The organism is Paenibacillus abyssi, from assembly GCF_014640295.1.
Taxonomy (GTDB): Bacteria; Bacillota; Bacilli; order Paenibacillales; family Paenibacillaceae; genus Paenibacillus_D; species Paenibacillus_D abyssi.
On record NZ_BMGR01000001.1, the window covers coordinates 241,204 to 265,726 of the forward strand.

Annotated in this window: 23 protein-coding genes; 15 read left to right on the top strand and 8 right to left on the bottom strand. The window is 50.0% G+C overall.

What is annotated here, in order from left to right:
- From panC to IEW11_RS01530, 12 genes are all read left to right on the top strand, one after another.
- On the top strand, positions 1–891 hold the full coding sequence (gene panC, locus IEW11_RS01475; protein WP_188528318.1) for a pantoate--beta-alanine ligase: 891 nt from the start codon (positions 1–3) through the stop codon (positions 889–891).
- Positions 884–1,267, top strand: a complete 384-nt coding sequence (panD, locus tag IEW11_RS01480; protein ID WP_188528320.1) for an aspartate 1-decarboxylase — start codon at positions 884–886, stop codon at positions 1,265–1,267. Before panC ends, panD begins: the two co-directional genes overlap by 8 nt.
- A gap of 161 nt (positions 1,268–1,428) precedes the next feature.
- Positions 1,429–2,097, top strand: coding sequence for a tetratricopeptide repeat protein (locus IEW11_RS01485; RefSeq protein ID WP_188528322.1), 669 nt, complete (start codon positions 1,429–1,431; stop codon positions 2,095–2,097).
- 14 nt (positions 2,098–2,111) lie between these two features.
- On the top strand, positions 2,112–4,982 hold the full coding sequence (gene dinG, locus IEW11_RS01490) for an ATP-dependent DNA helicase DinG (RefSeq protein WP_188528324.1): 2,871 nt from the start codon (positions 2,112–2,114) through the stop codon (positions 4,980–4,982).
- On the top strand, positions 4,979–5,635 hold the full coding sequence (locus IEW11_RS01495) for a redox-sensing transcriptional repressor Rex (protein ID WP_188528326.1): 657 nt from the start codon (positions 4,979–4,981) through the stop codon (positions 5,633–5,635). Before dinG ends, IEW11_RS01495 begins: the two co-directional genes overlap by 4 nt.
- The gene (locus IEW11_RS01500) at positions 5,616–6,920 is read left to right on the top strand and encodes an amidohydrolase (RefSeq protein ID WP_188528328.1); all 1,305 of its coding nucleotides are present in this window, start codon (positions 5,616–5,618) and stop codon (positions 6,918–6,920) included. Before IEW11_RS01495 ends, IEW11_RS01500 begins: the two co-directional genes overlap by 20 nt.
- A 35-nt stretch (positions 6,921–6,955) precedes the next feature.
- Positions 6,956–7,459, top strand: coding sequence for a cell wall elongation regulator TseB-like domain-containing protein (locus IEW11_RS01505; protein WP_188528330.1), 504 nt, complete (start codon positions 6,956–6,958; stop codon positions 7,457–7,459).
- A 136-nt stretch (positions 7,460–7,595) separates the two neighbouring features.
- Positions 7,596–8,129 (top strand): hypothetical protein, encoded by a 534-nt coding sequence (locus IEW11_RS01510; protein WP_188528332.1) that lies wholly within the window; start codon positions 7,596–7,598, stop codon positions 8,127–8,129.
- Positions 8,122–9,702: an AAA family ATPase gene (locus tag IEW11_RS01515; protein WP_188528334.1), complete on the top strand. Its 1,581-nt coding sequence runs from the start codon at positions 8,122–8,124 to the stop codon at positions 9,700–9,702. The genes IEW11_RS01510 and IEW11_RS01515 overlap by 8 nt, the downstream gene beginning before the upstream one ends.
- Positions 9,703–10,227: 525 nt before the next feature.
- Complete coding sequence (locus IEW11_RS01520) at positions 10,228–11,100, top strand: 3-hydroxyacyl-CoA dehydrogenase family protein (protein ID WP_188528336.1); 873 nt, start codon at positions 10,228–10,230, stop codon at positions 11,098–11,100.
- Positions 11,097–12,308 (top strand): acetate kinase, encoded by a 1,212-nt coding sequence (locus IEW11_RS01525; RefSeq protein ID WP_188528338.1) that lies wholly within the window; start codon positions 11,097–11,099, stop codon positions 12,306–12,308. The genes IEW11_RS01520 and IEW11_RS01525 overlap by 4 nt, the downstream gene beginning before the upstream one ends.
- Before the next feature lie 25 nt (positions 12,309–12,333).
- Complete coding sequence (locus IEW11_RS01530; protein ID WP_229724905.1) at positions 12,334–13,017, top strand: DnaD domain protein; 684 nt, start codon at positions 12,334–12,336, stop codon at positions 13,015–13,017.
- A gap of 184 nt (positions 13,018–13,201) precedes the next feature.
- On the opposite strand, the gene mtnB is transcribed toward IEW11_RS01530, so the two are convergent.
- The 7 genes from mtnB to IEW11_RS01565 form a co-directional block, all read right to left on the bottom strand.
- Positions 13,202–13,852 carry a methylthioribulose 1-phosphate dehydratase gene (mtnB, locus tag IEW11_RS01535; RefSeq protein ID WP_188528340.1) on the bottom strand — a complete coding sequence of 217 codons (651 nt, stop codon included), beginning with the start codon at positions 13,850–13,852 and terminating at the stop codon, positions 13,202–13,204.
- Positions 13,849–14,523, bottom strand: a complete 675-nt coding sequence (locus IEW11_RS01540; protein ID WP_188528342.1) for a 2-hydroxy-3-keto-5-methylthiopentenyl-1-phosphate phosphatase — start codon at positions 14,521–14,523, stop codon at positions 13,849–13,851. Before IEW11_RS01540 ends, mtnB begins: the two co-directional genes overlap by 4 nt.
- Positions 14,520–15,743, bottom strand: a complete 1,224-nt coding sequence (locus tag IEW11_RS01545) for a 2,3-diketo-5-methylthiopentyl-1-phosphate enolase (protein ID WP_188528344.1) — start codon at positions 15,741–15,743, stop codon at positions 14,520–14,522. Before IEW11_RS01545 ends, IEW11_RS01540 begins: the two co-directional genes overlap by 4 nt.
- Before the next feature lie 66 nt (positions 15,744–15,809).
- Positions 15,810–17,057 (bottom strand): glutamate-5-semialdehyde dehydrogenase, encoded by a 1,248-nt coding sequence (locus tag IEW11_RS01550; RefSeq protein WP_188528346.1) that lies wholly within the window; start codon positions 17,055–17,057, stop codon positions 15,810–15,812.
- A gap of 13 nt (positions 17,058–17,070) precedes the next feature.
- Positions 17,071–18,174, bottom strand: a complete 1,104-nt coding sequence (gene proB, locus IEW11_RS01555; protein ID WP_188528348.1) for a glutamate 5-kinase — start codon at positions 18,172–18,174, stop codon at positions 17,071–17,073.
- Between the two features lie 370 nt (positions 18,175–18,544).
- Positions 18,545–19,738, bottom strand: a complete 1,194-nt coding sequence (locus IEW11_RS01560; protein WP_188528350.1) for a pyridoxal phosphate-dependent aminotransferase — start codon at positions 19,736–19,738, stop codon at positions 18,545–18,547.
- A gap of 91 nt (positions 19,739–19,829) precedes the next feature.
- Positions 19,830–20,273: a hypothetical protein gene (locus tag IEW11_RS01565; protein WP_188528352.1), complete on the bottom strand. Its 444-nt coding sequence runs from the start codon at positions 20,271–20,273 to the stop codon at positions 19,830–19,832.
- 131 nt (positions 20,274–20,404) lie between these two features.
- Here IEW11_RS01565 and IEW11_RS01570 point away from each other — a divergent pair, with 131 nt between their 5' ends.
- A complete protein-coding gene (locus IEW11_RS01570; protein WP_188528354.1) occupies positions 20,405–21,202 on the top strand; it encodes a carbon-nitrogen family hydrolase in 798 nt (265 codons plus the stop codon).
- On the opposite strand, the gene IEW11_RS01575 is transcribed toward IEW11_RS01570, so the two are convergent.
- On the bottom strand, positions 21,199–22,119 hold the full coding sequence (locus IEW11_RS01575) for a LysR family transcriptional regulator (RefSeq protein ID WP_188528356.1): 921 nt from the start codon (positions 22,117–22,119) through the stop codon (positions 21,199–21,201). The genes IEW11_RS01570 and IEW11_RS01575 overlap by 4 nt on opposite strands.
- Before the next feature lie 164 nt (positions 22,120–22,283).
- Between IEW11_RS01575 and leuC the strand changes: the two genes are divergently transcribed.
- Both leuC and leuD read left to right on the top strand, forming a co-directional pair.
- The gene (gene leuC, locus IEW11_RS01580) at positions 22,284–23,705 is read left to right on the top strand and encodes a 3-isopropylmalate dehydratase large subunit (RefSeq protein WP_188528358.1); all 1,422 of its coding nucleotides are present in this window, start codon (positions 22,284–22,286) and stop codon (positions 23,703–23,705) included.
- A gap of 33 nt (positions 23,706–23,738) precedes the next feature.
- The gene (leuD, locus tag IEW11_RS01585) at positions 23,739–24,332 is read left to right on the top strand and encodes a 3-isopropylmalate dehydratase small subunit (protein WP_188528360.1); all 594 of its coding nucleotides are present in this window, start codon (positions 23,739–23,741) and stop codon (positions 24,330–24,332) included.
- Positions 24,333–24,523: the final 191 nt, after the last annotated feature.

Here is a 24,523-nt window from a genome sequence, read left to right on the forward strand (position 1 = left end):
GTGATTAAATGTGAAACGATTGATGAAATGCGTAAGGCAATCTCTGCCTTTCGCCGTGAGAAGCCGGACGGTGTCGTCGGTTTTGTGCCTACAATGGGATATTTGCACGAGGGTCATGCCAGCTTAATGAAACGTTCGGCAACCGAATGTGACCTGACCGTGCTCAGTATATTTGTCAATCCGCTTCAATTCGGGCCTAATGAGGATTTTGACCGTTATCCCAGGGATCCTGAGCGGGATATGGCTTTGGCAAAAGCAAATGATGTTGATATCGTGTTTATGCCATCGGTGCAGGAGATGTACCCTCGGCCCATCAAGACGAAAGTGCTGGTAGAGGGGATAACCAGCCGGTTGTGCGGCGCCTCCAGGCCAGGACATTTCGATGGTGTAGGCACAGTTGTAAGCAAGCTGTTCCATATCGTATCGCCGGATCGCGCGTACTTTGGGATGAAGGATGCACAGCAGGTAGCGGTTATTACGAAGATGACGGAAGATCTGAATCTTCCTGTGAGCATTATTCCTTGTGAGACAATCAGGGAATCGGATGGGTTGGCACTAAGCTCGCGCAATGTGTATTTAAGCGAAGAGGAGCGCAAGCAGGCCGTTATTCTGTCACAAGCGCTTGATGCCGCGTCAGAATTGTTGAAGCTGGAAGACATGACGGCTGACCGCTTGGTATCGGAGCTTCACAGAATCGTTAAACAGGCTGAATTGGCGGTCATCGATTATATTGATGTCTTATTATTTCCTGATCTTACTGAGCCGGATGGCCAGATGGATTTATCGAAAAGCGAAGATCAGCTCATTGTCGCAATGGCGGTTCGGTTTGGGAAAACACGCTTGATCGATAACCGACTATTTTCCCGGAAAGAGGTGGCCTGTCATGTTTAGAACGATGATGAAATCCAAAATACACCGTGCAACGGTAACGGAAGCAAATCTTAATTATGTAGGCAGCATTACGATTGACCGGGATTTAATGGATTTGACGGATATTTTGGAGAACGAGAAGGTACAGATTGTAAACAACAATAACGGTGCCCGACTGGAAACGTATGTTATTCCAGGAGAAAGAGGCTCAGGCGTGATTTGCCTGAATGGCGCTGCAGCAAGGCTTGTTCATCCAGGGGACAAAGTTATTATTATCGGTTACGGGATTTTTTCCGATGAAGAAGTAAATACACATAAACCGAAAATAGCCATCATGGATGATAACAATCGTCCTGTTCAAGTGTTGTCCGAAGAAATTCACGCAACCATAATATGAGGCAGGCGCGAAACGCTGTCTGTGTTATGTAACGGTTGGATTGGAGTATGAAAAGCACCTCCTTGACAAAGAATGAGCATACACCTGCAGATGAATCGCCCTTTCCGGGCGGACTTTAAGCAGGCGGCTTATGTTTATTTCTTCCGTGAAGGAGGATGCGAATGTTTACTCATTTATTTGCCGCGATGAACGATCTGCTTGATGAACTGATTCAACGTTATCCCCATAGCAGCGGTACCCAGAAAAAGCAGGATACAGAACAGCTGGCTTTATTGAAAGCAATGAGTGAGAAAATTATGGATGAATGGCTTAATTTTGAAGAGAAATTGGCCATCTTTCGCGAGCAAATGCAGGAGCAGGATGCAGTCGTAGAGAATAATTCTATAAAGGGATGCTCCACTGAAGGGAATGAGATATCTTCACGTGCAGCTGAGTTGATGAACCAAGGCCAGGGTTATTTCAAGTTATTTATGTTCAAGCAAGCCGCAGGTGTTTTCGAACAGTTGATTTATTATTCGCCAGACAGTAATCTGGCCCGTTTGTTTCTTGCAATGTCCTACATGCATATGCAGGAATGGTACGAAGCCCAGCGGCATTTTCAATTAATTGTAGCACTCACGGATCACCCAAAGTGGCAGGCACTAGGCTTGAACGCCCTTGGGTGCATTCAGGCCATTAGAATGAATATGGAGCAGGCAGAAACGTACTTTCTCAAAGCGCATGACGCTGATCCGACGTTTGAGGAGCCCCTAAGCAATTTACACGCATGCCGAAATAGGGCCGGACAGCTGTCATTATATTTTGGAAGTGCTCAGCTTAGCTGTTTGTGAGAGGATCGAACCGGATGAAATTTGCGGTATTGGATTTGGAAACGACAGGTCATCAGACCGATGATGAAATTATACAAGTTGGACTCGTATTGCTCGATGCTGAGTTGAATGTAACGGAAACATTTAGTTCTTATGTGAAGCCAAATGTGGCGATTCCGTCCTTTATTACCCAATTAACAGGAATTAGCGAGCAAACCGTAGAAGATGCACCTCCGCTTGAAGAGGTGCTTCTCGGTGTTATTCCGCTTCTGAACGATGCGGTATTGGTTGCGCATAATGTTGGATTTGACGCAGGATTTCTTAACCAATCCTTAGACCGCTGCGGTTATATGCCATTTGTGGGACGCAAGCTGGACACGATTGACTTGCTTCGAATTCTATATCCATCCTTAACGACGTATCAGCTCGGAGCAGTCTCCGAGCTGTTCGGCATTGAACACGATCGCCACCACCAGGCTGACAGCGATGCCATGGCGACAGCGATCCTGTTCGGCAAAGCAGTAAGCAAGCTTCGGGATCTCCCGCTGCTTACCCTGCAGCGTCTTGCTGTCATTTTTAAAGACCAGGATGACCTGGGATGGTTTATGGAGCAATCGCTCATGCGCAAAGAAACAGAAACAGCGGTCGATACCGATGCATTCGCTTATTTCAGGCAATTCGCCTTAAAGGTTGGTGATTGGACAGAGGAGATGCCGCCTCGTTCCGATGATTTTTCCGGCGAAGTTATAGAGGAATTGGATTTTGATACGTTCATGGAGCAAGTTAGGGCGTCGTTTCGGGAACGGGTTCTGAACTACGAGGAAAGAGACGCCCAGAATCAAATGTTTAAAGAAGTGTACGATGCTTTAAATAATGATCGGCACCTGCTGATAGAAGCGGGTACCGGAACCGGGAAGTCGCTCGGATATTTAATACCTTCCTTATTTTACGGTGTCCAGCAGGAGAAAAAGATTGTTGTTAGCACGCATACAATCAATCTGCAGGAGCAGCTGCGGGAGAGGGATATTCCACTGCTGCAATCCACCATGCCATTTCCGTTCCGTGCTGCAGTGTTTAAGGGCCGCGGGAATTATTTATGCTTGCGCAAGTTTGAGGGGAAGATCAATTTACAGGATTTTGTGACGCCGACAGAAGACCGGATTACGGCCGCACAAATGATTATTTGGCTTGGGGAAACGGAGAACGGAGATCAGGAAGAGCTGCATTTTGGTAACAGAGGCGCGGATTTTTGGGACACGGTGTCCAGTGATGCCGACTCCTGTCTTAATCGCGCGTGCCCCTGGTTTAAACGCTGTTACTATCATCGTGCAAAGCAGGAAGCGAATTTGGCGGATGTGGTCATTACGAACCACTCGATGCTGTTTACGGATATACGTGCTGATCACCGGCTGCTGCCTCCATATGAGCAGCTCATAGTCGATGAAGCCCATCATCTTGAGGAAGTGGCCGGGAAGCATCTGGGCATGCAGCTTTCCTATTACACTTTGCTGCAGCCTCATCAGCGCTTATGCAAGGACGCAAGGAGCGGACTGCTGCCTCAGCTGCGCACTCGTCTGCAGCATGAAGATCATGAATACAGTGAGTCATGGGTTGAAACAATCGATACATTAATTCCTCAATTCAGTGATATCAAGGAATCGTGGGACAAATTGTTCGAGCTGCTCTATCAGATGTCGGGAAATGCTTCTTCAAACGAATCGGGAGAAAATGTGCAGGCGGTCGCCAGGTTGAAGGCAGAATCGCTGCCTGACGGATGGAAAGACGCCGAGACAGAGGAAGCGAATGTATTCGCTGAGCTGGGCCGCATTGTCAAAAGCCTGGATAAGCTGTTGACCGATGTTAAAGATCGCATCGATGACGGAGCAATCCAAGCGCTTGTGACCGACATGAATGGAAGTGTCAAGGATCTGGCAAGAGTGAAGGACGATTTGCGTTTTTTCATCAAGGTTGAAGAGAGAATGACCGTATACTGGATCGAAGCCAATCCGAACTTCCGTTCCAAATCTGTCCACCTCTATGCAGTACCGGCTGATGTTAGCAGCCAGCTGCAGCAATATTTCTTTGAAACGAAAAAAAGCATCACACTTACTTCGGCTACTCTGTCTGTCCAGAAATCCTTTCAATATGCAATTGAACAATTCGGCCTGGAAGCGCAGGAGCAGCAGGGAAGGTTGAAAACCGTGCAATTACCCTCTCCATTCAATTATAGAGAGCAAGCGTTAGTTGTCATTCCACGTAATTTTCCGAGTGTGAAGGGAACGGCAGGCGATCCGCAATTTATCGGGGCGCTAGTTCAATCCCTTGCCGAAGCTGCACAGGAGACACAAGGCAGAATGCTCATCCTGTTTACTGCCTATCGGATGTTAAAACAGGTATATGAACCGTTGAAGGAAGCCCTTGCGCATACCAACATACAAGTGTTAGGCCAAGGCATCGACAGCGGAAATCGCAGCAAATTGACCCGCAGATTCCAGCAGCATCAGGCATCCGTTCTGCTTGGCACAAGCAGCTTCTGGGAAGGAGTCGACATTCCAGGGGAAGCGTTAGTCTGTTTAGCCATTGTTCGCCTGCCGTTTCAGCCGCCTAATCATCCGCTGGTCGAAGCAAAGGCGGAAATGCTGCAGCAGCAAAAGCAAAATCCGTTCATGAAGCTGTCCATACCGCAAGCGGTTATTCGTTTTAAGCAAGGGTTCGGCCGGCTGGTCCGCAGCAGTCAAGATCGGGGCATTGTTCTGATTTATGATACGAGAGTGATAGAAACGTATTACGGTAAGTATTTTTTGTATTCCCTCCCGGGTCCAAAAATAGAACACATGCATCTGGAACAGATTGTACCGCGCATGCGGGAGTGGCTGGATGCAGACCAGAAGGAGGCGGAAGCGTGAAGCAGATTAAAATATCCGAGGCGGTTGTCCGACGGATGCCGATCTACTTGCAATATTTGAATGAGCTGCATAAGCGGGAGGTACAAACGGTATCTTCGCAGGATCTGGGTCAGAAGCTGGATCTAAACCCAGCTCAGATCCGCAAAGATCTGGCGTACTTCGGCGAGTTCGGGCGCAAAGGGGTCGGCTATGATGTCTCTTACTTGATCGAAAAGATTCGTCAAATTTTGAAGCTCGATCAGCCCCTCAACGTGGCGCTTGTCGGCGCCGGCAATCTTGGCCATGCCTTATGCAATTATAATACGTATATTAAAGATAATATGAAAATTGTTGCCGTATTTGATGCAAACCTGGCAAAAATCGGGACGAAGATTAATAATTTGGCAGTTCTTCCGATGTCGGAGTTAAATAAGATGGTATCGGAGCTGAACATTCGCATCGGAATCATTACGGTTCCTGCCATTGAGGCGCAAAATGTGGCCAATCAATTTGTGGAAGCCGGTATCGAAGGCATTTTGAATTTTGCGCCAACCATACTTAAAGTACCGGAAGAAGTTCGAATCCATCATGCGGATTTTACAACCGAATTATTAAGCCTTGCTTATTATTTAGAAAACGAAGGAGAGAAAATGTATGAACCGACTATGGATTGAAAACGGTACTTTTATTACGATGGATGATGTTAAAATGGTTGTTCAGGGACATATGGTCGTTGAAAATGACCGCATCGTTTATCTTGGAGAGGAACTGCCTGAACAATCCCTGCAGCAGCAAGCACAGCGTATGTCGGGAAGCGGCCTTGTGTTTATGCCGGGCTTGATCAACACGCATGGCCATGCGGCTATGTCGCTGCTGCGCGGTTATTCCGATGATGAGGCCCTTCAGGTTTGGCTGGAGCAATATATGTGGCCGATGGAGGGCAAATATGTTGATAACGATACCCGTGTCGGCACCTCGCTTGCAGTGATTGAAATGTTGAAGAGCGGTACAACAACGTTTGTCGATATGTATGACCGCATGGATATCGTGGCTGAGGTCGTCGAGCAGTCCGGTATCCGTGGTTGGCTGACAAGAGGGGCTATCGGCTTGTGTTCTGAAGAGGAACAGCGTCAAAAGCTGGAGGAAGCCATTAATTTCGCGAAAAACTGGAATGGAAAAGCAGATGGCCGGATTCGCACGCTGATGTCGCCGCATGCTCCGTACACCTGTCCGCCTGCTTTTATTGAGAAGTTTGTGCAAGCGGCACATGACCTTGATCTTCCTATGCATACCCATATGTCGGAGACAGCTGCCGAGGTGGAGCAAAATGTCCGCGATTACGGCTGCCGGCCGGTAGAACATTTGGACAAATTGGGCTTCTTCTCAAGGCCATCCTTTGTCGCGCATGCGGTTCATCTCACAGATGATGAAATTGCTTTACTGCAGGACAGAAACGTCGGCGTATCGCATAACCCTGCAAGCAATTTGAAGCTTGCCAGCGGTGTTGCGAGAGTCCCTCAATTATTAAAAGCCGGTGTGACCGTCTCTCTCGGTACAGACAGCGCTGCAAGCAATAATAATCTGGACCTGTTTGACGAGATTCGCTTAGCGGCTTTAATACATAAGGGGGTAAGCGGAGATCCGACATCTATCCCGGCATTAACCGCCTTGAAGATGGGTACGGTATACGGTGCACGTACGCTCTGGCAGGAGGATGAGATCGGAACGTTGAAAGTGGGCATGAAAGCGGACTTTATTGCACTTGATGTGAATCAGCCGCATTTTTTCCCGCAAAGTGATTTTATATCACATCTCGTTTACTCCGGTTCCGGCAGGGATGTACGCCATGTATGGATCAATGGCCGTCAGGTTGTTGAGGATGGTGTCTGTACGCTGTTGGATGAAGAACGTATTCTTCGAGAAGCGCAAGCATGCTTCAAAGCGCTCGCTAACGGTTAACACGTATGCGTTCGAGACAGAAGGCACCCTCGCTTATGAGTCCGTTGCGTTGGACGATATTAGGTGTTATATTGGCTATGCTGTTGTTCTTGGCATTGAATCTATATTACCGGTCCATTCAGTCCGGAGAGTGGACGGAGCAGCGCCGAGTTGAAAGCATCGCCATGGAATCGACGGAACTGACCAAGGTGAAGCGGATCGACAAGCATGTATGGGACTCCGTCTCCTGGGTTCTGCAAGGAACCGATGCGGAGCAGCAAGAGCTTTTCGTATGGGTCACTAATGATACCGCTGAAGCTGTTCCTGCATCGGCAGGCTTGTCAAAAGCGCAAATTAAAGCGGCTGTTACGCAGAGTAAACCGGATATTGACATCATTCGAATCCTGCCTGGACTTTTGAATGGAGAGCGGGTTTGGGAAGTCTATTACAGCAGGGATGAGAATGTTCGTAAATATTATTATGAGTTTTACCGGTTTGCGGATGGTTCATTTGTAACCATCTTTAACCTGCCTTCCAAGTTCGCGGATGGTACGGAGTAACAAAACAAGGAATCGCGACCTCGACTGGCTATTATTACAGCCCCCTAACGAATTGGCGCTATGATATACTCTAGTATAGATGTTCTGATGTACTAGCGTATATATCAACCAATTTGGAAGGGGGCATATTACTGCCATGAAACTTCGAATTGTTCCTACTGCGATAACAATTGTACTTGCTGGCGTCTTGTTATTCGGAGGCTGGTTCATGTATCGTAATTTTGCTGTTCAACAGCCTCTAGAGAAGTTTGTTGCTCAATTGGATGGCGTTCAATCCGCCAAGCCTGTTATAGATGGTCGAACTGTTAGAGTAGAGCTGCAGCTTAAGCAAGGCGCAGACCTAAGGGATATCTACGAAAAGATCGCTACTGAAGGGACTCCAATGCTCGGAGGGCGAGAATTGCAGCTCGAATTAAAAAAATCCTCCAATGAGAAATTGGATCAGCTGTGGTCGTCCATGCTGTTTAAAGTTGCAGAAGCGATGGAAACGCGTCAATATTCTAAAATTCCGGCAGCGATGCAGCAGCTTGAGCAAGCGAATGAAGGATTAACGGTCCATACGGAAATGGATGACACGAACGTTTATATAACGATGTCGGATGGGAAAGCATCGAAGTATATCGTGCTTCCGCGTATTCCGGGCACGCTGGGGGTGTGGCCGAATGCGTAACTATTGGAAGGAAATGACGATTGGTTTTGCGGTAGTGCTCATCGCCTTTCTGGTCTTTATTGGCGTGAATATGATCCCTGTTATTCTCATGTCATTGATCGGTGTATTGTTGATTGTGGCCGCCAAAAATCGGGGCCATCTGGCGACGGCCAGCGGGGAACGAAAGTCAAGATCGCGTATGCCCGTTCAGCTTTCCTTTGAAGAGATCGGCGGACAGGAGAGAGCCAAGCAGGAATTGGTCGAAGCACTTGATTTTCTCGTGAAGCAAGAGGAGATTAAGAAGTTCGGGATCCGTCCCTTGAAAGGAATTTTGTTAACAGGGCCTCCTGGAACGGGTAAAACTTTACTGGCAAAAGCAGCGGCGTTTTACACCGATTCCGTCTATGTCGCGGCCTCGGGCAGTGAATTTGTAGAGATGTATGTCGGTGTCGGGGCAGGCCGGATTCGTGACCTGTTCAAGGACGCCAAACAAAAAGCAGCCAAAGCCGGTAAGACGAGCGCAGTTATTTTCATCGATGAAATAGATGTCATCGGCGGCAAGCGGGATGGGGGACAGCATCGTGAGTATGATCAGACGCTGAACCAATTGCTGACGGAGATGGATGGCATTCATACCTCCGAAACGCCTAAAATTCTGCTCATTGCTGCGACAAACCGCAAAGAAATGCTCGATAGCGCGCTCATCCGCCCCGGCCGTTTCGACCGGCATATCCAAGTCGATCTTCCGGATAAGAAAGGGCGCGAGCATATTTTGCGCATTCATGCCAAGAACAAACCGCTGCACGAATCGGTAGATCTGATGAAGATTGCTGAGGAATCCTTTGGATTTTCAGGCGCGCAGCTGGAGAGTGTCATGAATGAAGCTGCGATTTATGCCATGCGTGAACAAAGCGCGACGATTAACCACCCGCATTTATCGATGGCGATCGATAAGGTTATGATGGGTGAGAAAACGGACCGGGAAGCAACGAAGGAAGAGCGGGAGCGCGTAGCGCTGCATGAGCTTGGCCATGCGATTACCGCTGAGCTTGTGCGGCCGGGCAGCGTATCGACGGTCGTTCTTTCTCCAAGAGGGCAGGCATTAGGTTATGTAAGACATAATCCGCAGCAGGATCAATATTTGTATACACGCGAATTCCTTGAAGGACAGATTATGATCGCCCTTGGCGGCGCAGCGGCGGAGGAGCTGTTCTACGGCGGCCGCAGCACAGGCTCGCGAGGCGATTTTGAACAAGCAACGAACATTGTACGGACAATGGTGGAGTCTGGCCTCACTGAGCTCGGCATTATTGACGGAAGCATGATGACGCCGGATGGATGGGCAAAAATCAACTCCTCGATGCTGGATCAGCTGATGGATCGCACGAAGAGCTTACTGAATGAATATCGTTCGGTATTCACTTCATCTCTTGAGGTGTTGATTCAAGAGGAATCGTTGAGCGGGGAGCGGTTTAGAGAATTATTGGATTCCCCTAAGGGAGAACATCCCCCTAAGGGAGAACATCCCCCTAAATCCCCCTTCTCGAAGGGGGACCCCAAGGGCTCTGCCCTCTGGACACCCGAAACGGTGTAACAGTGCGGTGAGCTCAGCTGCAGGATCGATGCAAGTTGCTGCGTAGGGTCGTTTTCGTCCCTTTAGGACACACTTATCATGCGGCGCAAACCCGAATGTACCGGCCTGTTGATTAGTTTGGCCGGTACAACTTACATACGCCACACGAGCGCCACTTGGAGTGTCTTGCTTGTCGCATGGGGAGATCTTGGACATACGCCACACGAGCGCCACTTGGAGTGGCTTGCTTGTCGCATGGGGAGACTAGGACATACGCCACACGAGCGCCACTTGGAGTGTCTTGCTTGTCGCATGGGGAGATCTTGGACATACGCCACACGAGCGCCACTTGGAGTGGCTTGCTTGTCGTATTGCCGTATAAAATATGCACCATACGAGTGTCATTTGATAATTCGGGTGGTGAATAATACATATTGAGGAACGTGTTACACAAGCGTCACAACTTGCTTATTGTATAGCAATAAAGCATTGATATAATATAAAATGAAATTCAGATATAAATAAATATAATGGGTGGGAGACGGAATGACTGTACGTAAAGTAGGTGTCGTTGGCATAGGGACAATGGGCCAAGGCATCGCGGAGATGTTAGCATATAAGGGACTGGAAGTGTTAGTCATTGAGGAATCTTCGGAGAAGATGGCTCATGCGATTGAAATGATTGAACACAGCCTCGATAAACAAATAGAAAAGTGGGCGCTTACGCAAGCGGAGAAGAAATTGGTGCTGAATCGTATCCATACTGCTGATAAGCTGTCGGATATGGCACAATGTGAGCTTGTCATTGAGACGATTACTGAGGATCTAAACAATAAAATAAAAGTCTTTGAAGAGATCGACCAATACTGCTCGCCGGATGTCATTTTAGCCAGCAATACTTCAACGTTGAGCTTAACCGAGCTTGCCAGTGCGACGAAGTATCCGGAGCGGGTAATCGGGCTGCATTTTATTCATCCTGTATCGAAGATTGACCTGGTTGAGATTGTGCGCGGATTGAAGACGTCGGAGGATACGTTTAACCGGACGAAGCATTTTGTCGAAGAGATCATTCAGAAGAAAGGCATCATGGTGTTCGAATCCCCGGGATTCGTTACATCGAGGCTTATTTGCTTGCACATTAATGAGGCGCTTCATGTGCTTGAGGAAGGCGTTGCTACGGCAGATGATATCGACCGTGCGATGCGTGTCGGTTATTCGTTCCAGTATGGTCCGTTCGAGATGGCGGATCGTTTCGGGCTGGATTCCGTGCTTGCCGCTTTGGAGATTATGTTCCGTGAATACGGCGAATTAAAATACCGTCCGTCCATTGTGCTGAAGAAGATGGTCCGTGCGGGTCATTTGGGCGTGAAGACCGGAGTAGGATTTTTCAAATACGACAAGGATGGAGACCGCTTATGAAAGTACTCGTTATGAATGCCGGAAGCTCGTCATTGAAGTACCAGCTATACGATATGCGCGATGAAACGGTTCTGGCCAGCGGCAGGGTCGAGAGAATCGGTATGGATTCGTCGATCGTCACGCATGAAGTCCCCGGCCATCCGGAAGTCAGGGATGTTAGTGAAATATTGGATCACGTGACTGCTGTAAAACGGGTAGCCGATATGATCGTGCATCCGTCGCATGGCGTATTGAAGGATATTAAAGAAATTGATGCGGTAGGCCATCGCGTTGTACACGGCGGCGAAGTATTCAAAGAATCGGTACTGGTCACACAGGAGGTTAAGCTGGAAATCCGTAAGCTGTTTGATTTGGCTCCGTTGCATAATCCTGCCCATATGATGGGAATAACTGCCGTTGAGGCGAATTTGCCGGATGTTCCGCAAGCGGTCGTATTCGATACCGCATTTCATCAGACGATGCCCCAGACCGCTTATTTGTACCCTATTCCGACAGTCTTATACCGGAGACATAAAATTCGCAGATACGGGTTCCACGGCACTTCACATCACTATGTGAGCGATCAAGCGGCAGAGGTGCTTGGAAAGCCTTTGGCATCGATTAAAATGATCTCGTGCCATATCGGAAACGGCGCGAGCATCACCGCGATCCAAGGTGGAAAGTCGGTTGATACGAGCATGGGGCTTACGCCGCTTGAAGGCCTGATGATGGGAACGCGCAGCGGCGACCTGGATCCGGCTATCGTGCCTTTTACAATGAACAAAGAAGAACTGACACTAAGCGAGGTTAACTCGATGCTGAACAAGCATTCAGGCCTTTTGGCGATCTCGGGAATCAGCAGTGATATGAGGGAAATCGTACAAGCGATGGATGAAGGCGACCGCAACGCCCAGCTTGCTTTTGATATGTATACCTATCGGATGCGCAAATATATTGGCGCTTATGCGGCGGCGATGAACGGGGTGGATGCCATCGTATTTACAGCAGGCGTAGGGGAGAATTCCGAGCGTCTTCGCGCTGCCGTGTGCAAAGGCTTAACCTTCCTTGGCGTGGAACTGGATACTTTTTTGAACAGTGAGCACTCCAAGAGCGCAAGAATCATCTCAACAGCGGATTCGAAAGTCCAGGTCCTTGTCGTTCCGACGAATGAGGAGCTGCTGATCGCACGCGATACGTATAAGCTGGTGAAGGAACAAAGCAATAAATAGTATACAGTGGGGAGGAGTCGCATCATTGTCTGATCATCGAAATGGTTATATTGAAGGGATCACGGCCGCAATGTTTGAAGGCGGAGTCAATGTGCCGGTCACTTTAATGCGCACCTCTAATGAGCTTGGTTTGTCACACACCGAAACACTTCTGCTACTGCAAATCATGACTTACAAACAGGCAGAAGCCAATGAATTTCCGACACCGGAACAGCTGTCAAGAAGAATTGGCATGTCAGCGCAGGAAGTCGGTTTATTGCTGCAGCGGTTGTTGAAAGACGGTTTCCTTTCGATCGATGAACAAATGGATCCCGATACCGGAATCCGTTCGGAGCGCTATAATTGGAGCGGTTGGCTGCAAAAAGCGGCAGAGCAAACTGTCTCCACGATGAAAAGCCCGGCTCGAGTGGTGGAGCCTGATGTTTCATCTGGCAAACCATTTGGGGCGGCGCCGGATTTGTTCTCGTTATTTGAACAGGAGTTCGGCCGACCGTTATCGCCAATGGAGTTTGAGACGATCAGCGGCTGGATCGATCAAGACCGTTATCCGGAAGAGCTGATCCGTTTCGCACTCAAAGAAGCTGTATTTGCAGGGAAGCTGCACTTCCGGTATATTGATCGGATTTTAATCGAATGGAGCCGGAATCGGGTAACAAATACCGACGAGGCACGCGCCCATACCCAGAAGTTCAGGGGAGGCAAAAGCTGAGCGGAGAAATCCGCCAATCTGTTATTGCGCGAGATCGGCACCCGCGCGGCATGAACATGCGGTATGCCGGAGGGTCGCATGTTTGACAATATAACAGCAGCATATACATTTTGAGCCCTATCACTTTCCGACGGAAAAGCGATAGGGCTCATTGTTGTGTATAATGTATCGTTTCAGCTGCCGTTTATCCGCCGCGCTTTAAAAGCTCCCAGCGGTACACATATTCAAAAATAAACTCAAATGCTTCTAGATGCCGCTTCGCTTCAAAGGCGTTCGCGCCCCATGCATAGATGCCATGCTTACGGAGAATAATGCCCGGAATCTGCGGGTTGAACGCCGACGTGACCTCAGGCACGATCCGTGGTATATCTGCGTAGTTGGAGACAATCGGAATGTCGATATGCGCTTCTTCATCCCAAATATTGAATGCTTTGATTAATTCAACCCCGTCGACCGGCACGGATTTGCGGTCCCAGAAATACTCAGAGATCAAGTTGTTGAATACCGTATGTACGTGGAATATAGCCCCGCAGCCGGTCAACCGGTAAATTTCGCAGTGGATTAATGTTTCAGCGGAAGGCTTCAAGCGTGTTGTTTCTGCAGGCTTACCTTGTTGATCAACGAACAAGAAATCTTCCGGGGTTTGCATGGATTTGTCTTTACCGCTTGCAGTAATGGCAAAGTGAAACTGTTCCGGCGTGAAATCGCCGACGCGGATGGACAGGTTACCGCTCGTTCCGGCGAACCATCCCCGGTCTGCGAACAGCTGTTTCACGTCGCGCAGCTCTGCCAGCGCTTTTTGCTTTTCCTCTAACGAGATATCTAAGAAACTCATTGCTGCTCCGTCCTTTCTTTGCTTAAATATGCGATGACCTCATGAAAGGTCTCATAAGGTACGAAGGGCAATCCGAGCTCCCGGCATTTTTCGGAGAGGTGGGAGCGGGAGAAGACGAGATCAGCCAGCTTGGCGCCTTCAAAATCGGTTACGCTATCGCCAATCAGAATGCGTTCGTATTTTTCCGGGGGAAACCGGCGCATGATCGTCGTTTTGCACATGCCGCAATCATTGCTGCAATGATCGTCACATGGATTAGGCCATGTAATTTCGATTGATTCACCGGTAAAATCACTGCCGTTGCAGTAGATGTGATTGACCGGAATATCGAAGGAAGCAAGGATGGGGTATACAAAGAAATCAATGCCGCCGCTCGTTACGTAGAACGGGACCGATTGCTCCTTGCAGTAGGCAAGCAGCTCTTCGAAGCCGTCACGAATCTTGGCATTGGAGATGGCGTACTCAATGACCTCGTCCTGCCTAGCTGCAGGAAGGAGGCGGAACAATTGCCCCACACCATCTCGTATGGATATCCGCTGGGCGACGATATCGTCCACGATTTTTTGCCAGCCGGGCGGATTAAAATGTTTGATAATCGCAACAATATTATCATTAACGGTTATCGTTCCGTCAAAGTCGCAAAATATGACGCGTTCCCGGTTCGCCTTCATTGTTTGATCCCCCAGAGCTCGGTCGCGATCCGCAGCGCTTCGTGCCGTGCCGCCGCATCCTGCAGCGTTTCGCCTGCGGCAACAGCCCGCATCGCTTCGCGGAAGGCTTGTCCGCCTGCTGCTGTGCCCATCGGATGGCCATGGATGCCGCCGCCTGCATTGACGACAACTTCTTGTCCGAAATCCTTCAGGATGAGCGGCACAATTCCCGGATGGATGCCGGCCGAAGGAACCGGAAAGCTTGTCCGAACCGGAAGGCTTGGATCAAGCAGCGCTGCTTTGACCGCCAGATTCTCTTCCTTCGGCATTACGACCGAGCCGTAAGGGGAAGGGAACAGGGACAGATCGGCGCCAGCGACCCGCATCAGCTTGCCCAAGAGCAGCGGTGCTGCAATGCCATAGTGCGGCGAAGGGTAGATCGCTCCGGCCATCGCCGGATGCGCCGCGATCGGAACGGAAATTTCCGGATCCTTGCTAAGCTCGTGCAACGCGTCAAATCCATAGGATAGCACGTTGAACAGAATCGCATTCGCACCGGCAGCGATCGCTTTCTTTGCTTGTGCCGCAAGCCCGGAGGTCGGTCCTGTCACATTAACCGCATAGAGCAGCTTTTGCCCGGTTTGCTCTTGCGCGCGGCGTGCCGCTTCCATGCACACTTCAACACGTTTATCTATTGGCGTTAACGGATTCTCGAATAGAATCTCATCATCTTTAATCAGATCGACGCCGCCCAGCGCCTGCTGGTAAAATTGCTCCTGCAGATTAACAAGATCATGTCCGACAACTGACTTGAAAATGCTCATCAGCAGGGGGCGGTCATGAACGCCGAGCAGGTCGCGAATGCCTTGAACGCCGAATTTCGGCCCGGGAAATGCGGATAGAAATTCATCGCTGAATTGCAGATCCATTAGCTTTATCTTACCGTCCATCGACAGCTTGCCGAATACAGTCACGAGCAGAGCAGGGAGATCGCGGCTGTAATTCAGGTCCGGGTAGGCGATTTTCAAATCCGCATACCGTTCTCCCGGCGCTGCTCCGGCAGGCTCATGAACGGATACGGAAACGACCTTGCCCAAATGCTTTTCCATCTCGGCCTTTTTTGCTTCCGGCAGGTCGGTCCAGCTGCCAACGGTCAATCCGACAGCGATGGATAACGCTTTTTTATCAAAATCGGCTTTGTCATCATAACACCGATAGGTCGCAACACACATTTGATTCATGGTTCAGGTACCCCTTTCGATCATAACTCGCAATAAACAGCTCATATCACTTGCGTGTCCGATAGCTTATCCGCGGATTTGACCGCTTCCAGTAACTTGGTATTTCGTTGAAGTGAGCGCAGGCAGGCCCATTGGCCCGCGGGCATGCAGCTTCTGCGTGCTGATTCCGATTTCGGCGCCGAAGCCGAATTCAAATCCATCCGTGAACCGGGTGGATGCATTATGATAGACCGCAGCCGCGTCGACCTCCTGCAGGAAGCGGGCCGCATGATCTGCATTTTCTGTTACGATACATTCCGAATGCATGGTTCCGAAACGTGCGATATGTTCAAGCGCTTCGTCCAATCCGCCTACGATGCGGATATTAAGAATGTAATCATTGTACTCCGTCGCATAATCTTCTTCTGTCGCTTTTGTAACCCCGCTAAGCAAAGCCATTGTTTTCTCGCAGCCGCGAAGCTCCACATTTGCAGCTTGGAAGCGGGCGGCGATCTGGGCCAGATGCGCAGCAGCAAATTGCTCATGCACGAGCAAGGTTTCCATGGAGTTGCAGACGGATGGACGCTGTACCTTGGCATTAAAGGCGATATCCGCTGCCATGTCAAGCTGAGCGCTTTCGTCGATGAAAGTATGGCAGATGCCGGCGCCGGTTTCGATAACCGGAACGGTTGCATTCTCTACGACATTGCGGATTAACGAAGCGCCGCCGCGTGGAATGACAACATCGAGCAGGCCGTTCAGCTTCAGCATCTCGTCAACAGAGGCACGGCTTGGATCCTCAATCAGCTGCAGCGCATCGGCAGGAAGATCGGTGTCCGCCAGCGCTTGATGCAGCACCTCGACGATCCGTCTGTTGGAGCTCAGGGCAGAGGAACCGCCGCGAAGGACGACGGCATTGCCCGTTTTTAAGCATAATCCGGCTGCATCAACGGTAACATTTGGCCTAGCTTCATAGATCATGCCAATAACACCTAAAGGCACGCGGATTTTGCGGACGTGAAGCCCATTCGGACGATCGAACGTTTCCAGTACGTTGCCAACAGGATCAGGCAGCTGCACGATCTGGCGCAGGCCTTCAGCAATGCCGGCAATCCGGTCCTCATTCAGCTTCAAGCGGTCAAGCAGAGATTCACTCGTCCCGTTATTGCGGCCGCGTTCAATATCCTCGTTATTAGCGGCAATGATCGATTGTTGTTCACTGACTAGAGCATCTGCCATCTGAAGCAGCGCTGTATTCTTTTGCTCCGCCGTCAAACGGTTCATGATCGAAGCGGTATCCTTTGCTTTCTGCGATTTAAGACGAACCTCACTCATTGTGATCTCCTCCTCATGATTTAAGCGTGATCCATTCGTCGCGGTGAATCACTTCGATTCGAGCGACCTCAACTCTTCGTTTAACCTCATTCGTGCTTAGCCCGGCTACGGCTTGCACCTGCCAAGCGGCATAGTTGACGACGCCGCGGCCGATTTTTTGCCCGTTTTTATTGATAACCTCAACAACATCCCCAGGATGGAAATCGCCCTCGATCGCTTTTATACCTGCGGGGAGCAAGCTTTTGCCGCCCGACAGCAGCGCGGCCTCAGCGCCTTCATCTACCGTGATTTTGCCTTGCGGCAGCGAGTGGAAGCCGACCCATTGCTTCTTCATCGGGAGATTGTGCAGGGAAGTATCAAAATAGGTGCCTTTCCCGATGCCTGCGACAGCTGCGGTCAGATCGCCGGGCTCGTTCGCCCTGCCGATAAAAGCGGGAACGCCGCCGCGCATCGCGATGCGCGCCGCCTCAATCTTCGAGCGCATGCCTCCGGTTCCGACACTCGAGCCTGCCCCTCCGGCGATCCGTTCGATTTCCTCGGAGATTTGGTCCACGCGTTCGATGCGGATCGCGAGCGGATTTTTGCGCGGATCTTCCGTATAAAGCCCGTCTGTGTCCGTTAATATTAATAAATGCTTAGCTTTAACCAAATTAGCGACAAGCGCGGACAACGTGTCATTGTCACCGAATTTCAATTCATCGGTAGCTACCGTGTCATTCTCGTTGATGATCGGAATCATCCGCTGAAAGATCAGCTCATCAAGCGTTCGAAGCGCATTCTGAATTCGTCTGCGATTGGAGAAGTCAGCGCGGGTAAGCAGGATTTGGGCGACGCCGATCCGGCTTTCTGCGAATGCTTCCTGGTATGCCTGCATGAGCAGCGCTTGACCGACGGCTGCGGCGGCCTGCTTCTCGTGCACCTGCTTAGGCCGAGAAGCGTATCCGATCTGGCGGAAACCTGCGGCGACAGCACCGGATGTGACGAGCACCACCCGATGGCCTGCATGATGAAGAACAGCTAGCTCATTTGCAAAATAAGCGATTCGGCTGCGGTTCAATCCGCCTGCCTCAGACGTTAGTGAGCTGCTGCCTATCTTAACTACGATTATCTCTCCCATATTCATCCCTTCCCATGAAAGACAAGCGTGAACAACGACATACATTTTCTTATCTCTAAAATAGAAAAGACTCCCGTCCATAAAAGGACGAAAGTCACAGCTTCCGCGGTACCACCTTTAATTGATGGCCTGATCGGGCCATCCAACTCGAAAGCCCGGTAACAGCAGGCACTGTCCGGCTCATCGCCGGCCGTTCGGGGCCTGGGATTAAGCAAGCTTCGCGGCAGATTCTTACAGCCAGGGGAATCTGCTCTCTGGGCGCGATCGAATGATGCTTAAGGGACCCGTCATCACGTTTCGTGTTCAATTAATGTTAGCATACCATGATCAGACATTGGTGTAAAGAAAGGCGAACGGGCTGCAATTCACCTTAGCCGAACAGGTTTAACCGGCCAATTCGCTGCACAGCTTCCGCCAGCCGTTCTTCGGAGGTGAGCAGACCAAGCCGGACATACCCTTCACCATGCGTACCGAAGCCAACGCCTGGCGCGACGACTACATCAGCCTTCTCTAACAGCAGATCGGCAAACGAAGAGGACGTATATCCGCCTGGAACCGGCAGCCAGCAGAAGAAGGAACCGCTTGGCCGATTTGCCTGCCAACCGATCTTGTCAAGCTCGGCAAACAAAACATCGCGCCGGCTCTGATAGGTTGCGTTCAATTCACGAACACAATCCTGAGGGGCGTTAAGCGCGGTTGCAGCCGCTTCCTGAATGCCGCCGAACAAGCTGCAGTAATAATGATCCTGCATCAGGTTAATCAAACTGATGATTTTCTCATTCCCGAGTGCGAAGCCGACCCGCCAGCCTGCCATATTATAACTTTTGGATAAGGTATAGAACTCTACGCCGACTTCTTTGGCGCCGGGCGTCTGCAGAAAGCTGATCGGACGCTGCCCATCAAAGCCAAGCGCGCCATAGGCGAAATCACTTGCAACGGCAATGTCATGTTTTGCTGCAAATGCGACGGTCTCTTTGTAAAATTCAGGACCGGCGACAGCACCTGTCGGATTGTTCGGATAATTAAGGAACATCAGCTTTGCTTCACCCGCGACAGCTGGGCTAATCGCGCTGTAATCCGGAAGGAATGCGTTGTCGGCGGTCAATGGCATGAGCGACATCTTCGCTCCGGCTAATGCGACACCGGACCAGTAGTCGGGATATCCCGGGTCAGGCACGAGGCAGGTATCGCCGGGATTCAATAAACATTGGCTGATCTCAATTAATCCGGTTTTGCCGCCGAACAGAATGGCGACTTCTTTTTCCGGGTCAAGCTCGACACCATAATCTTCCTGATAACGGTTAGCGATCGCTTCCTTCAAAAAGGCAAACCCGCTGAAGGGCGGGTAGCGGTGGTAGAGGGGATTGGAAGAAGCCTCCTGCATCGAAGCGACGATATGGGCGGGTGTCGGCTGATCCGGGTTGCCCTGCCCCAAATTAATCACGTCGCGCCCTTTATCTACTTGCGTATTCGCCTTGCGAACCAAGTTTGCAAAAAACTGCGTAGGCAGCCCTTTCATGCGCTCGGCAGGCTCGCCGATTCTACTTCCTTTAATAACATCCATTGTTCAACACTCCACATCGTGCGTAAATAGTATTCCTAATTTATCAGATTTACGCACAGGTGTCGAGGTGGACGGGATGGCGCGGCGACTTTTATTGCGCCGAATACCCCACTTTATTAAGGAAAGGCTGTAAATCCGCTTTGAAGTTTAACAGGTACGGGCGTTTTTCGGTATCGAATACGAGCAGGATCGGCGGCTTGCCTGCGCAATAAAACAAGAAAACATCTTCGACATGCAAGGAAAGATTGCCGGTCTTTATCATCGCCGGCTTTGTAAGCGGAATACGGTATACGTATCCGCATTTATCGTCCGGCTTGAGCTGTGGAGCAAGGCCGGTGACGGATTTCAGCCATGATTCGGCAAAGCCTTGGAATTCCGCGTCGTTGTCGAAAGATTTCACAACCTTTCCTTGCGCCACATCAAAAACCTGGACGGGCTTGAGCGTGCTCTCTGCGGCTGATGAGATCCCGGGCAGAGCGTTTAATCCGATCATAACGGCGATCAGCATAAAGGCCGTCAATTTCTTTATTCTCATGTTTAGATCTCCTTTAACCATTAAAGTATGGGGTGCTGGAAGGCGCCGTTATTACTATTCCCACCTTGACATCGAACCATGACACGATATGATGAAGGGAAATCTTTAATTTCTTATATGGAGGGACTCAAATGTCTGATACATTACTAAATATCGCGTTATTGCAGATGAATATCGATGCGGGTAATCCGGTTGCCAATTTCAGCAAACTTGAGGTTATGCTGGAGCAAGCGGCGGGAGGGAAGGACAAGCCGGATGTCATCGTATTTCCGGAAATGTGGAATACCGGTTATGCCTTGGAGCAGATTAATGATTTGGCTGACCCGAACGGGGTAAAAACTCATGCGCTGCTCAGTGAATTCAGCCGTAAGCACGGCATTCATCTCGTTGCGGGATCGATTGCGGAGAAGAAAGAGACCGGCATTTATAATACGATCTATGCATTTAACCGCTCAGGAGAAGCTCATGCAAGCTATTCGAAAATTCATTTGTTCCGATTAATGAATGAAGAGAAGCATCTTACTGCCGGGGAAAAGATCGGCAGGCTGTCCATTGACGGGATGGAAGCGGGGATGATGATCTGTTATGACATCCGCTTCCCTGAATTGTCGCGCAGGCTTGCTCTTGATGGGGCAAAAATGCTGTTCGTACCGGCGGAATGGCCGAATCCGCGCCTGCATCATTGGAGAACGCTGCTGACGGCACGCGCGATTGAGAACCAGATGTATGTTATCGCCTGCAACCGTGTCGGCACAAGCGGGGATACAACCTTCTTCGGACATTCCATGGTCATCGATCCTTGGGGAGAGATCATTGCGGAGGCTGGGGAGGAGGAAACGGTGCTGCGGGTGCAGATAGACTTGGCGCTTGTCGATGAGGTGCGTTCGCGCATTCCGGTTTTTGAAGACCGCAGACCATCCTTATATTAGGAGAAACCCGGCTGCTGCTCATTGTAATGCTGCTCTACGGTTTCTTTCATCGTTTGGATAAACGCTTCGGACGCTTTGGATAAATAGCGTCCTTTGCGGCTTGCAATCACGAGCGTGCGGGACGGCTGCGGTTCAGCCAATCTCAAGTACACCGGAACCAATGTACTCCACTTGGCCCTGGATATCATCATCGGAACGAAGGCAATGCCCATTCCTGCGGCAACGAGCGATTGCACGGTTTCGATATTGCCGCTTTCGAATACGATGCGCGGCGCAAAGCCTGCCTGTTCACAAAGATCCAAGCTGATCTGGCGGAATCCTTGTCCTTTTTTCAATATAATGAAAGGCTCGTTATGCAGATCATCAATTCGAACGGGAGCTGTTTCATTTGCAAGGCGGTGCTGCGGCGGCACGGCCAAACATATCTCTTCTTCTATTAGGGGGACCCATGCCAATGATGGCTCCTGCAGCGGCAGAGAGAGCAGGCTGAGATCCGTTTGGCCGCTTGCGGTCAGCTGTTCCAGGCGTGAAGAGCTGTCCTCGACCAGTACGATTTCGATCTCGGGAAACTTCCGTTGGAACACAGGGAGCACAAGCGGCAATACATGCGATCCTGTGATCGGCAGGCTTCCTACAACGAGTCGACCTTTGCGCATATGGGCAAGATCGTCCATTTCCTGTTTCAGCTGCTCAACCGCATCGAGAATGGATTGTGCTTTATCGACAAAAGCGGCGCCCGCATGGGTGAGCTCCACGGAGTTTGTTGTGCGCCGGAATAACAGCACCCCAATTTCTTTTTCCAGCTTGGACAGCTGCTGGCTGAGTGAAGGCTGGGCGATATGCAGCTTTTCAGCGGCTCTGGAGAAGTTTTTCTCGGCTGCAATGTGGACGACGTAATGCAATTGGCGAAGTTCCATTTGTTTTGCGGTCTCCTTTTTTGTATCCTTTAATTTCTTTCATAGGCCAAACCTATCACTGTTATAGATATTATATCTTAGATGAATGAAGAAAGAAATGTTAAGATAAGTACAAGAATTTATAAATAGGAAGTTCGAAAACGGAACTTATGAGGTGAATCAAAATGGCGAAAAGAACAATGTTTGAAAAGATCTGGGACAATCATGTCATCCATCAGGAAGAAAGCAAGCCTAGCGTTATTTATATCGATCTGCATCTGGTTCATGAAGTGACATCCCCGCAAGCCTTTGAAGGGCTGCGCATGTCGGGACGCAAAGTTCGCCGTCCTGAGCTGACATTTGCAACGATGGACCATAACGTGCCAACGAAAGACCGGTTTAACATTTCCGATCCGATCTCCAAACAGCAAATCGACACATTGACGAAAAACTGTGAAGATTTTGGCGTGAAGCTGTTCGATTTGAACAGCCTTGACCAAGGTGTCGTTCACGTTATGGGGCCGGAACTGGGCTTGACCCATCCGGGCAAAACGATCGTGTGCGGCGACAGCCACACTTCTACCCATGGCGCATTCGGGGCTCTGGCATTCGGTATCGGTACGAGCGAAGTGGAACACGTAATGGCAACGCAATGCTTGCAGCAATCCAAGCCGAAAACAATGGAAGTTCGCTTCAACGGAAGCCGCAAGCCGGGCGTTACGGCGAAAGATATGATTCTCGGCGTTATTGCAAAATACGGCACGGATTTCGCTACAGGCTATGTGCTTGAGTATACCGGTGAAGCGATCCGCAGCCTGTCGATGGAAGAGCGCATGACGATTTGTAACATGTCGATCGAAGCGGGCGCAAGAGCAGGCCTGATCGCGCCGGATGTTACGACATTTGAATACTTGCGTGGACGCCAATATGCGCCGCAAGGGGAGAAATTCGAACAAGCTGTTGCTGCATGGAGCGAGTTAACGACTGATGAAGGCGCGGCGTATGACACTGTTGTTGATTTCGACGTCGATTCCCTCATTCCGCAAGTAACTTGGGGAACTAGCCCGGGCATGGGTACCGACATTACATCGGCTGTTCCGGATCCTGCAAGCATGCCGACGGAGAACGAGCGTAAAGCGGCTGAAAAAGCGCTTGAATATATGGACCTTAAACCTGGTACTTTGATGACAGATATTCCGGTAGACTATGTATTTATCGGTTCCTGTACAAATGGACGGATTGAAGACCTTCGCGCCGCTGCAGAAATTGCAAAAGGGTACAAGGTAAGCGAGAAAGTAACGGCAATCGTCGTTCCTGGCTCCGGCCGCGTTAAAATCCAAGCCGAGCAAGAAGGCCTGGACAAAATCTTTACTGAAGCCGGCTTTGAATGGCGTGATGCAGGCTGCTCGATGTGCCTCGCGATGAACCCTGACGTACTTCAACCGGGCCAGCGCTGCGCATCGACATCCAACCGTAACTTCGAAGGCCGCCAAGGACGCGGCGGACGTACGCATCTGGTGTCTCCTGCGATGGCGGCGGCAGCGGCAATCAACGGACGTTTCACTGATGTTCGCGACTGGAAAATCAAATCCGAAGTAATGAACTAATCGCAGGATCGAAGAGAGAGGAGTTTGAACTAGATGGAACCATTTAAAAAGCATACCGGCATCGTTGCTCCGGTAGACCGTGTCAATGTCGATACGGATGCCATTATCCCTAAACAATTTCTTAAGCGCATTGAGCGCAGCGGATTCGGACAATTTTTATTCTACGAATGGCGTTTTGATGAGAGCGGCAATGTAAATCCGGAGTTTGAACCTAATAAACCGCGTTATCAAGGGGCGTCGATTCTGATCTCCCGTGCCAACTTTGGCTGCGGCTCTTCCCGTGAGCATGCGCCTTGGGCAATCCTGGATTACGGCTATCAAGTCGTTATTGCGCCTTCTTACGCCGATATTTTCTACAACAACTGCTTCAAAAACGGCATTCTTCCGATCAAGCTGAGCGAGGAGCAGGTAGAAGAGCTGTTCCAACGTACAGCCGCTAATGAAGGCTACCAGCTGACCGTTGATTTGGAAAACAAAAAAATTACTGATTCCCAGGGGTTGGAAATTTCCTTTGACCTGGATGAGCATCGCCGCCAATTCCTGCTGCAGGGCTTGGATGATATCGGCCTGACGCTTCAGCATGAAGACAAAATTTCCGCTTACGAGAACAGCCGCGTTGCATTTTAAGCGGGACGAATTCATTCACTGACACAAACAGACCCCATACCGAGTGGGGTCTGTTTTTATGTAAGCATGACATTCACCGCGAACGTATTTCCCGCCGACAAAGAGGCGGCCAGCCGCTTTTATTGTGTCGAAAATGGATCCGGAGTATGAATTTTCCTCGAAACGCAACTTTTTCTGTCATTCAGCGTCTA

What these genes read in the sequence shown, in the direction of transcription:
- panD (WP_188528320.1), top strand. Translation starts at nt 884, where the DNA reads ATGTTTAGAACGATGATGAAATCCAAAATACACCGTGCAACGGTAACG.
- IEW11_RS01485 (WP_188528322.1), top strand. Translation starts at nt 1,429, where the DNA reads ATGTTTACTCATTTATTTGCCGCGATGAACGATCTGCTTGATGAACTG.
- dinG (WP_188528324.1), top strand. Translation starts at nt 2,112, where the DNA reads ATGAAATTTGCGGTATTGGATTTGGAAACGACAGGTCATCAGACCGAT.
- IEW11_RS01500 (WP_188528328.1), top strand. Translation starts at nt 5,616, where the DNA reads ATGAACCGACTATGGATTGAAAACGGTACTTTTATTACGATGGATGAT.
- IEW11_RS01505 (WP_188528330.1), top strand. Translation starts at nt 6,956, where the DNA reads ATGAGTCCGTTGCGTTGGACGATATTAGGTGTTATATTGGCTATGCTG.
- IEW11_RS01510 (WP_188528332.1), top strand. Translation starts at nt 7,596, where the DNA reads ATGAAACTTCGAATTGTTCCTACTGCGATAACAATTGTACTTGCTGGC.
- IEW11_RS01515 (WP_188528334.1), top strand. Translation starts at nt 8,122, where the DNA reads ATGCGTAACTATTGGAAGGAAATGACGATTGGTTTTGCGGTAGTGCTC.
- IEW11_RS01520 (WP_188528336.1), top strand. Translation starts at nt 10,228, where the DNA reads ATGACTGTACGTAAAGTAGGTGTCGTTGGCATAGGGACAATGGGCCAA.
- IEW11_RS01525 (WP_188528338.1), top strand. Translation starts at nt 11,097, where the DNA reads ATGAAAGTACTCGTTATGAATGCCGGAAGCTCGTCATTGAAGTACCAG.
- mtnB (WP_188528340.1), bottom strand. Translation starts at nt 13,852, where the DNA reads ATGAGTTTCTTAGATATCTCGTTAGAGGAAAAGCAAAAAGCGCTGGCA.
- IEW11_RS01540 (WP_188528342.1), bottom strand. Translation starts at nt 14,523, where the DNA reads ATGAAGGCGAACCGGGAACGCGTCATATTTTGCGACTTTGACGGAACG.
- IEW11_RS01545 (WP_188528344.1), bottom strand. Translation starts at nt 15,743, where the DNA reads ATGAATCAAATGTGTGTTGCGACCTATCGGTGTTATGATGACAAAGCC.
- IEW11_RS01550 (WP_188528346.1), bottom strand. Translation starts at nt 17,057, where the DNA reads ATGAGTGAGGTTCGTCTTAAATCGCAGAAAGCAAAGGATACCGCTTCG.
- proB (WP_188528348.1), bottom strand. Translation starts at nt 18,174, where the DNA reads ATGGGAGAGATAATCGTAGTTAAGATAGGCAGCAGCTCACTAACGTCT.
- IEW11_RS01560 (WP_188528350.1), bottom strand. Translation starts at nt 19,738, where the DNA reads ATGGATGTTATTAAAGGAAGTAGAATCGGCGAGCCTGCCGAGCGCATG.
- IEW11_RS01565 (WP_188528352.1), bottom strand. Translation starts at nt 20,273, where the DNA reads ATGAGAATAAAGAAATTGACGGCCTTTATGCTGATCGCCGTTATGATC.
- IEW11_RS01570 (WP_188528354.1), top strand. Translation starts at nt 20,405, where the DNA reads ATGTCTGATACATTACTAAATATCGCGTTATTGCAGATGAATATCGAT.
- IEW11_RS01575 (WP_188528356.1), bottom strand. Translation starts at nt 22,119, where the DNA reads ATGGAACTTCGCCAATTGCATTACGTCGTCCACATTGCAGCCGAGAAA.
- leuC (WP_188528358.1), top strand. Translation starts at nt 22,284, where the DNA reads ATGGCGAAAAGAACAATGTTTGAAAAGATCTGGGACAATCATGTCATC.
- leuD (WP_188528360.1), top strand. Translation starts at nt 23,739, where the DNA reads ATGGAACCATTTAAAAAGCATACCGGCATCGTTGCTCCGGTAGACCGT.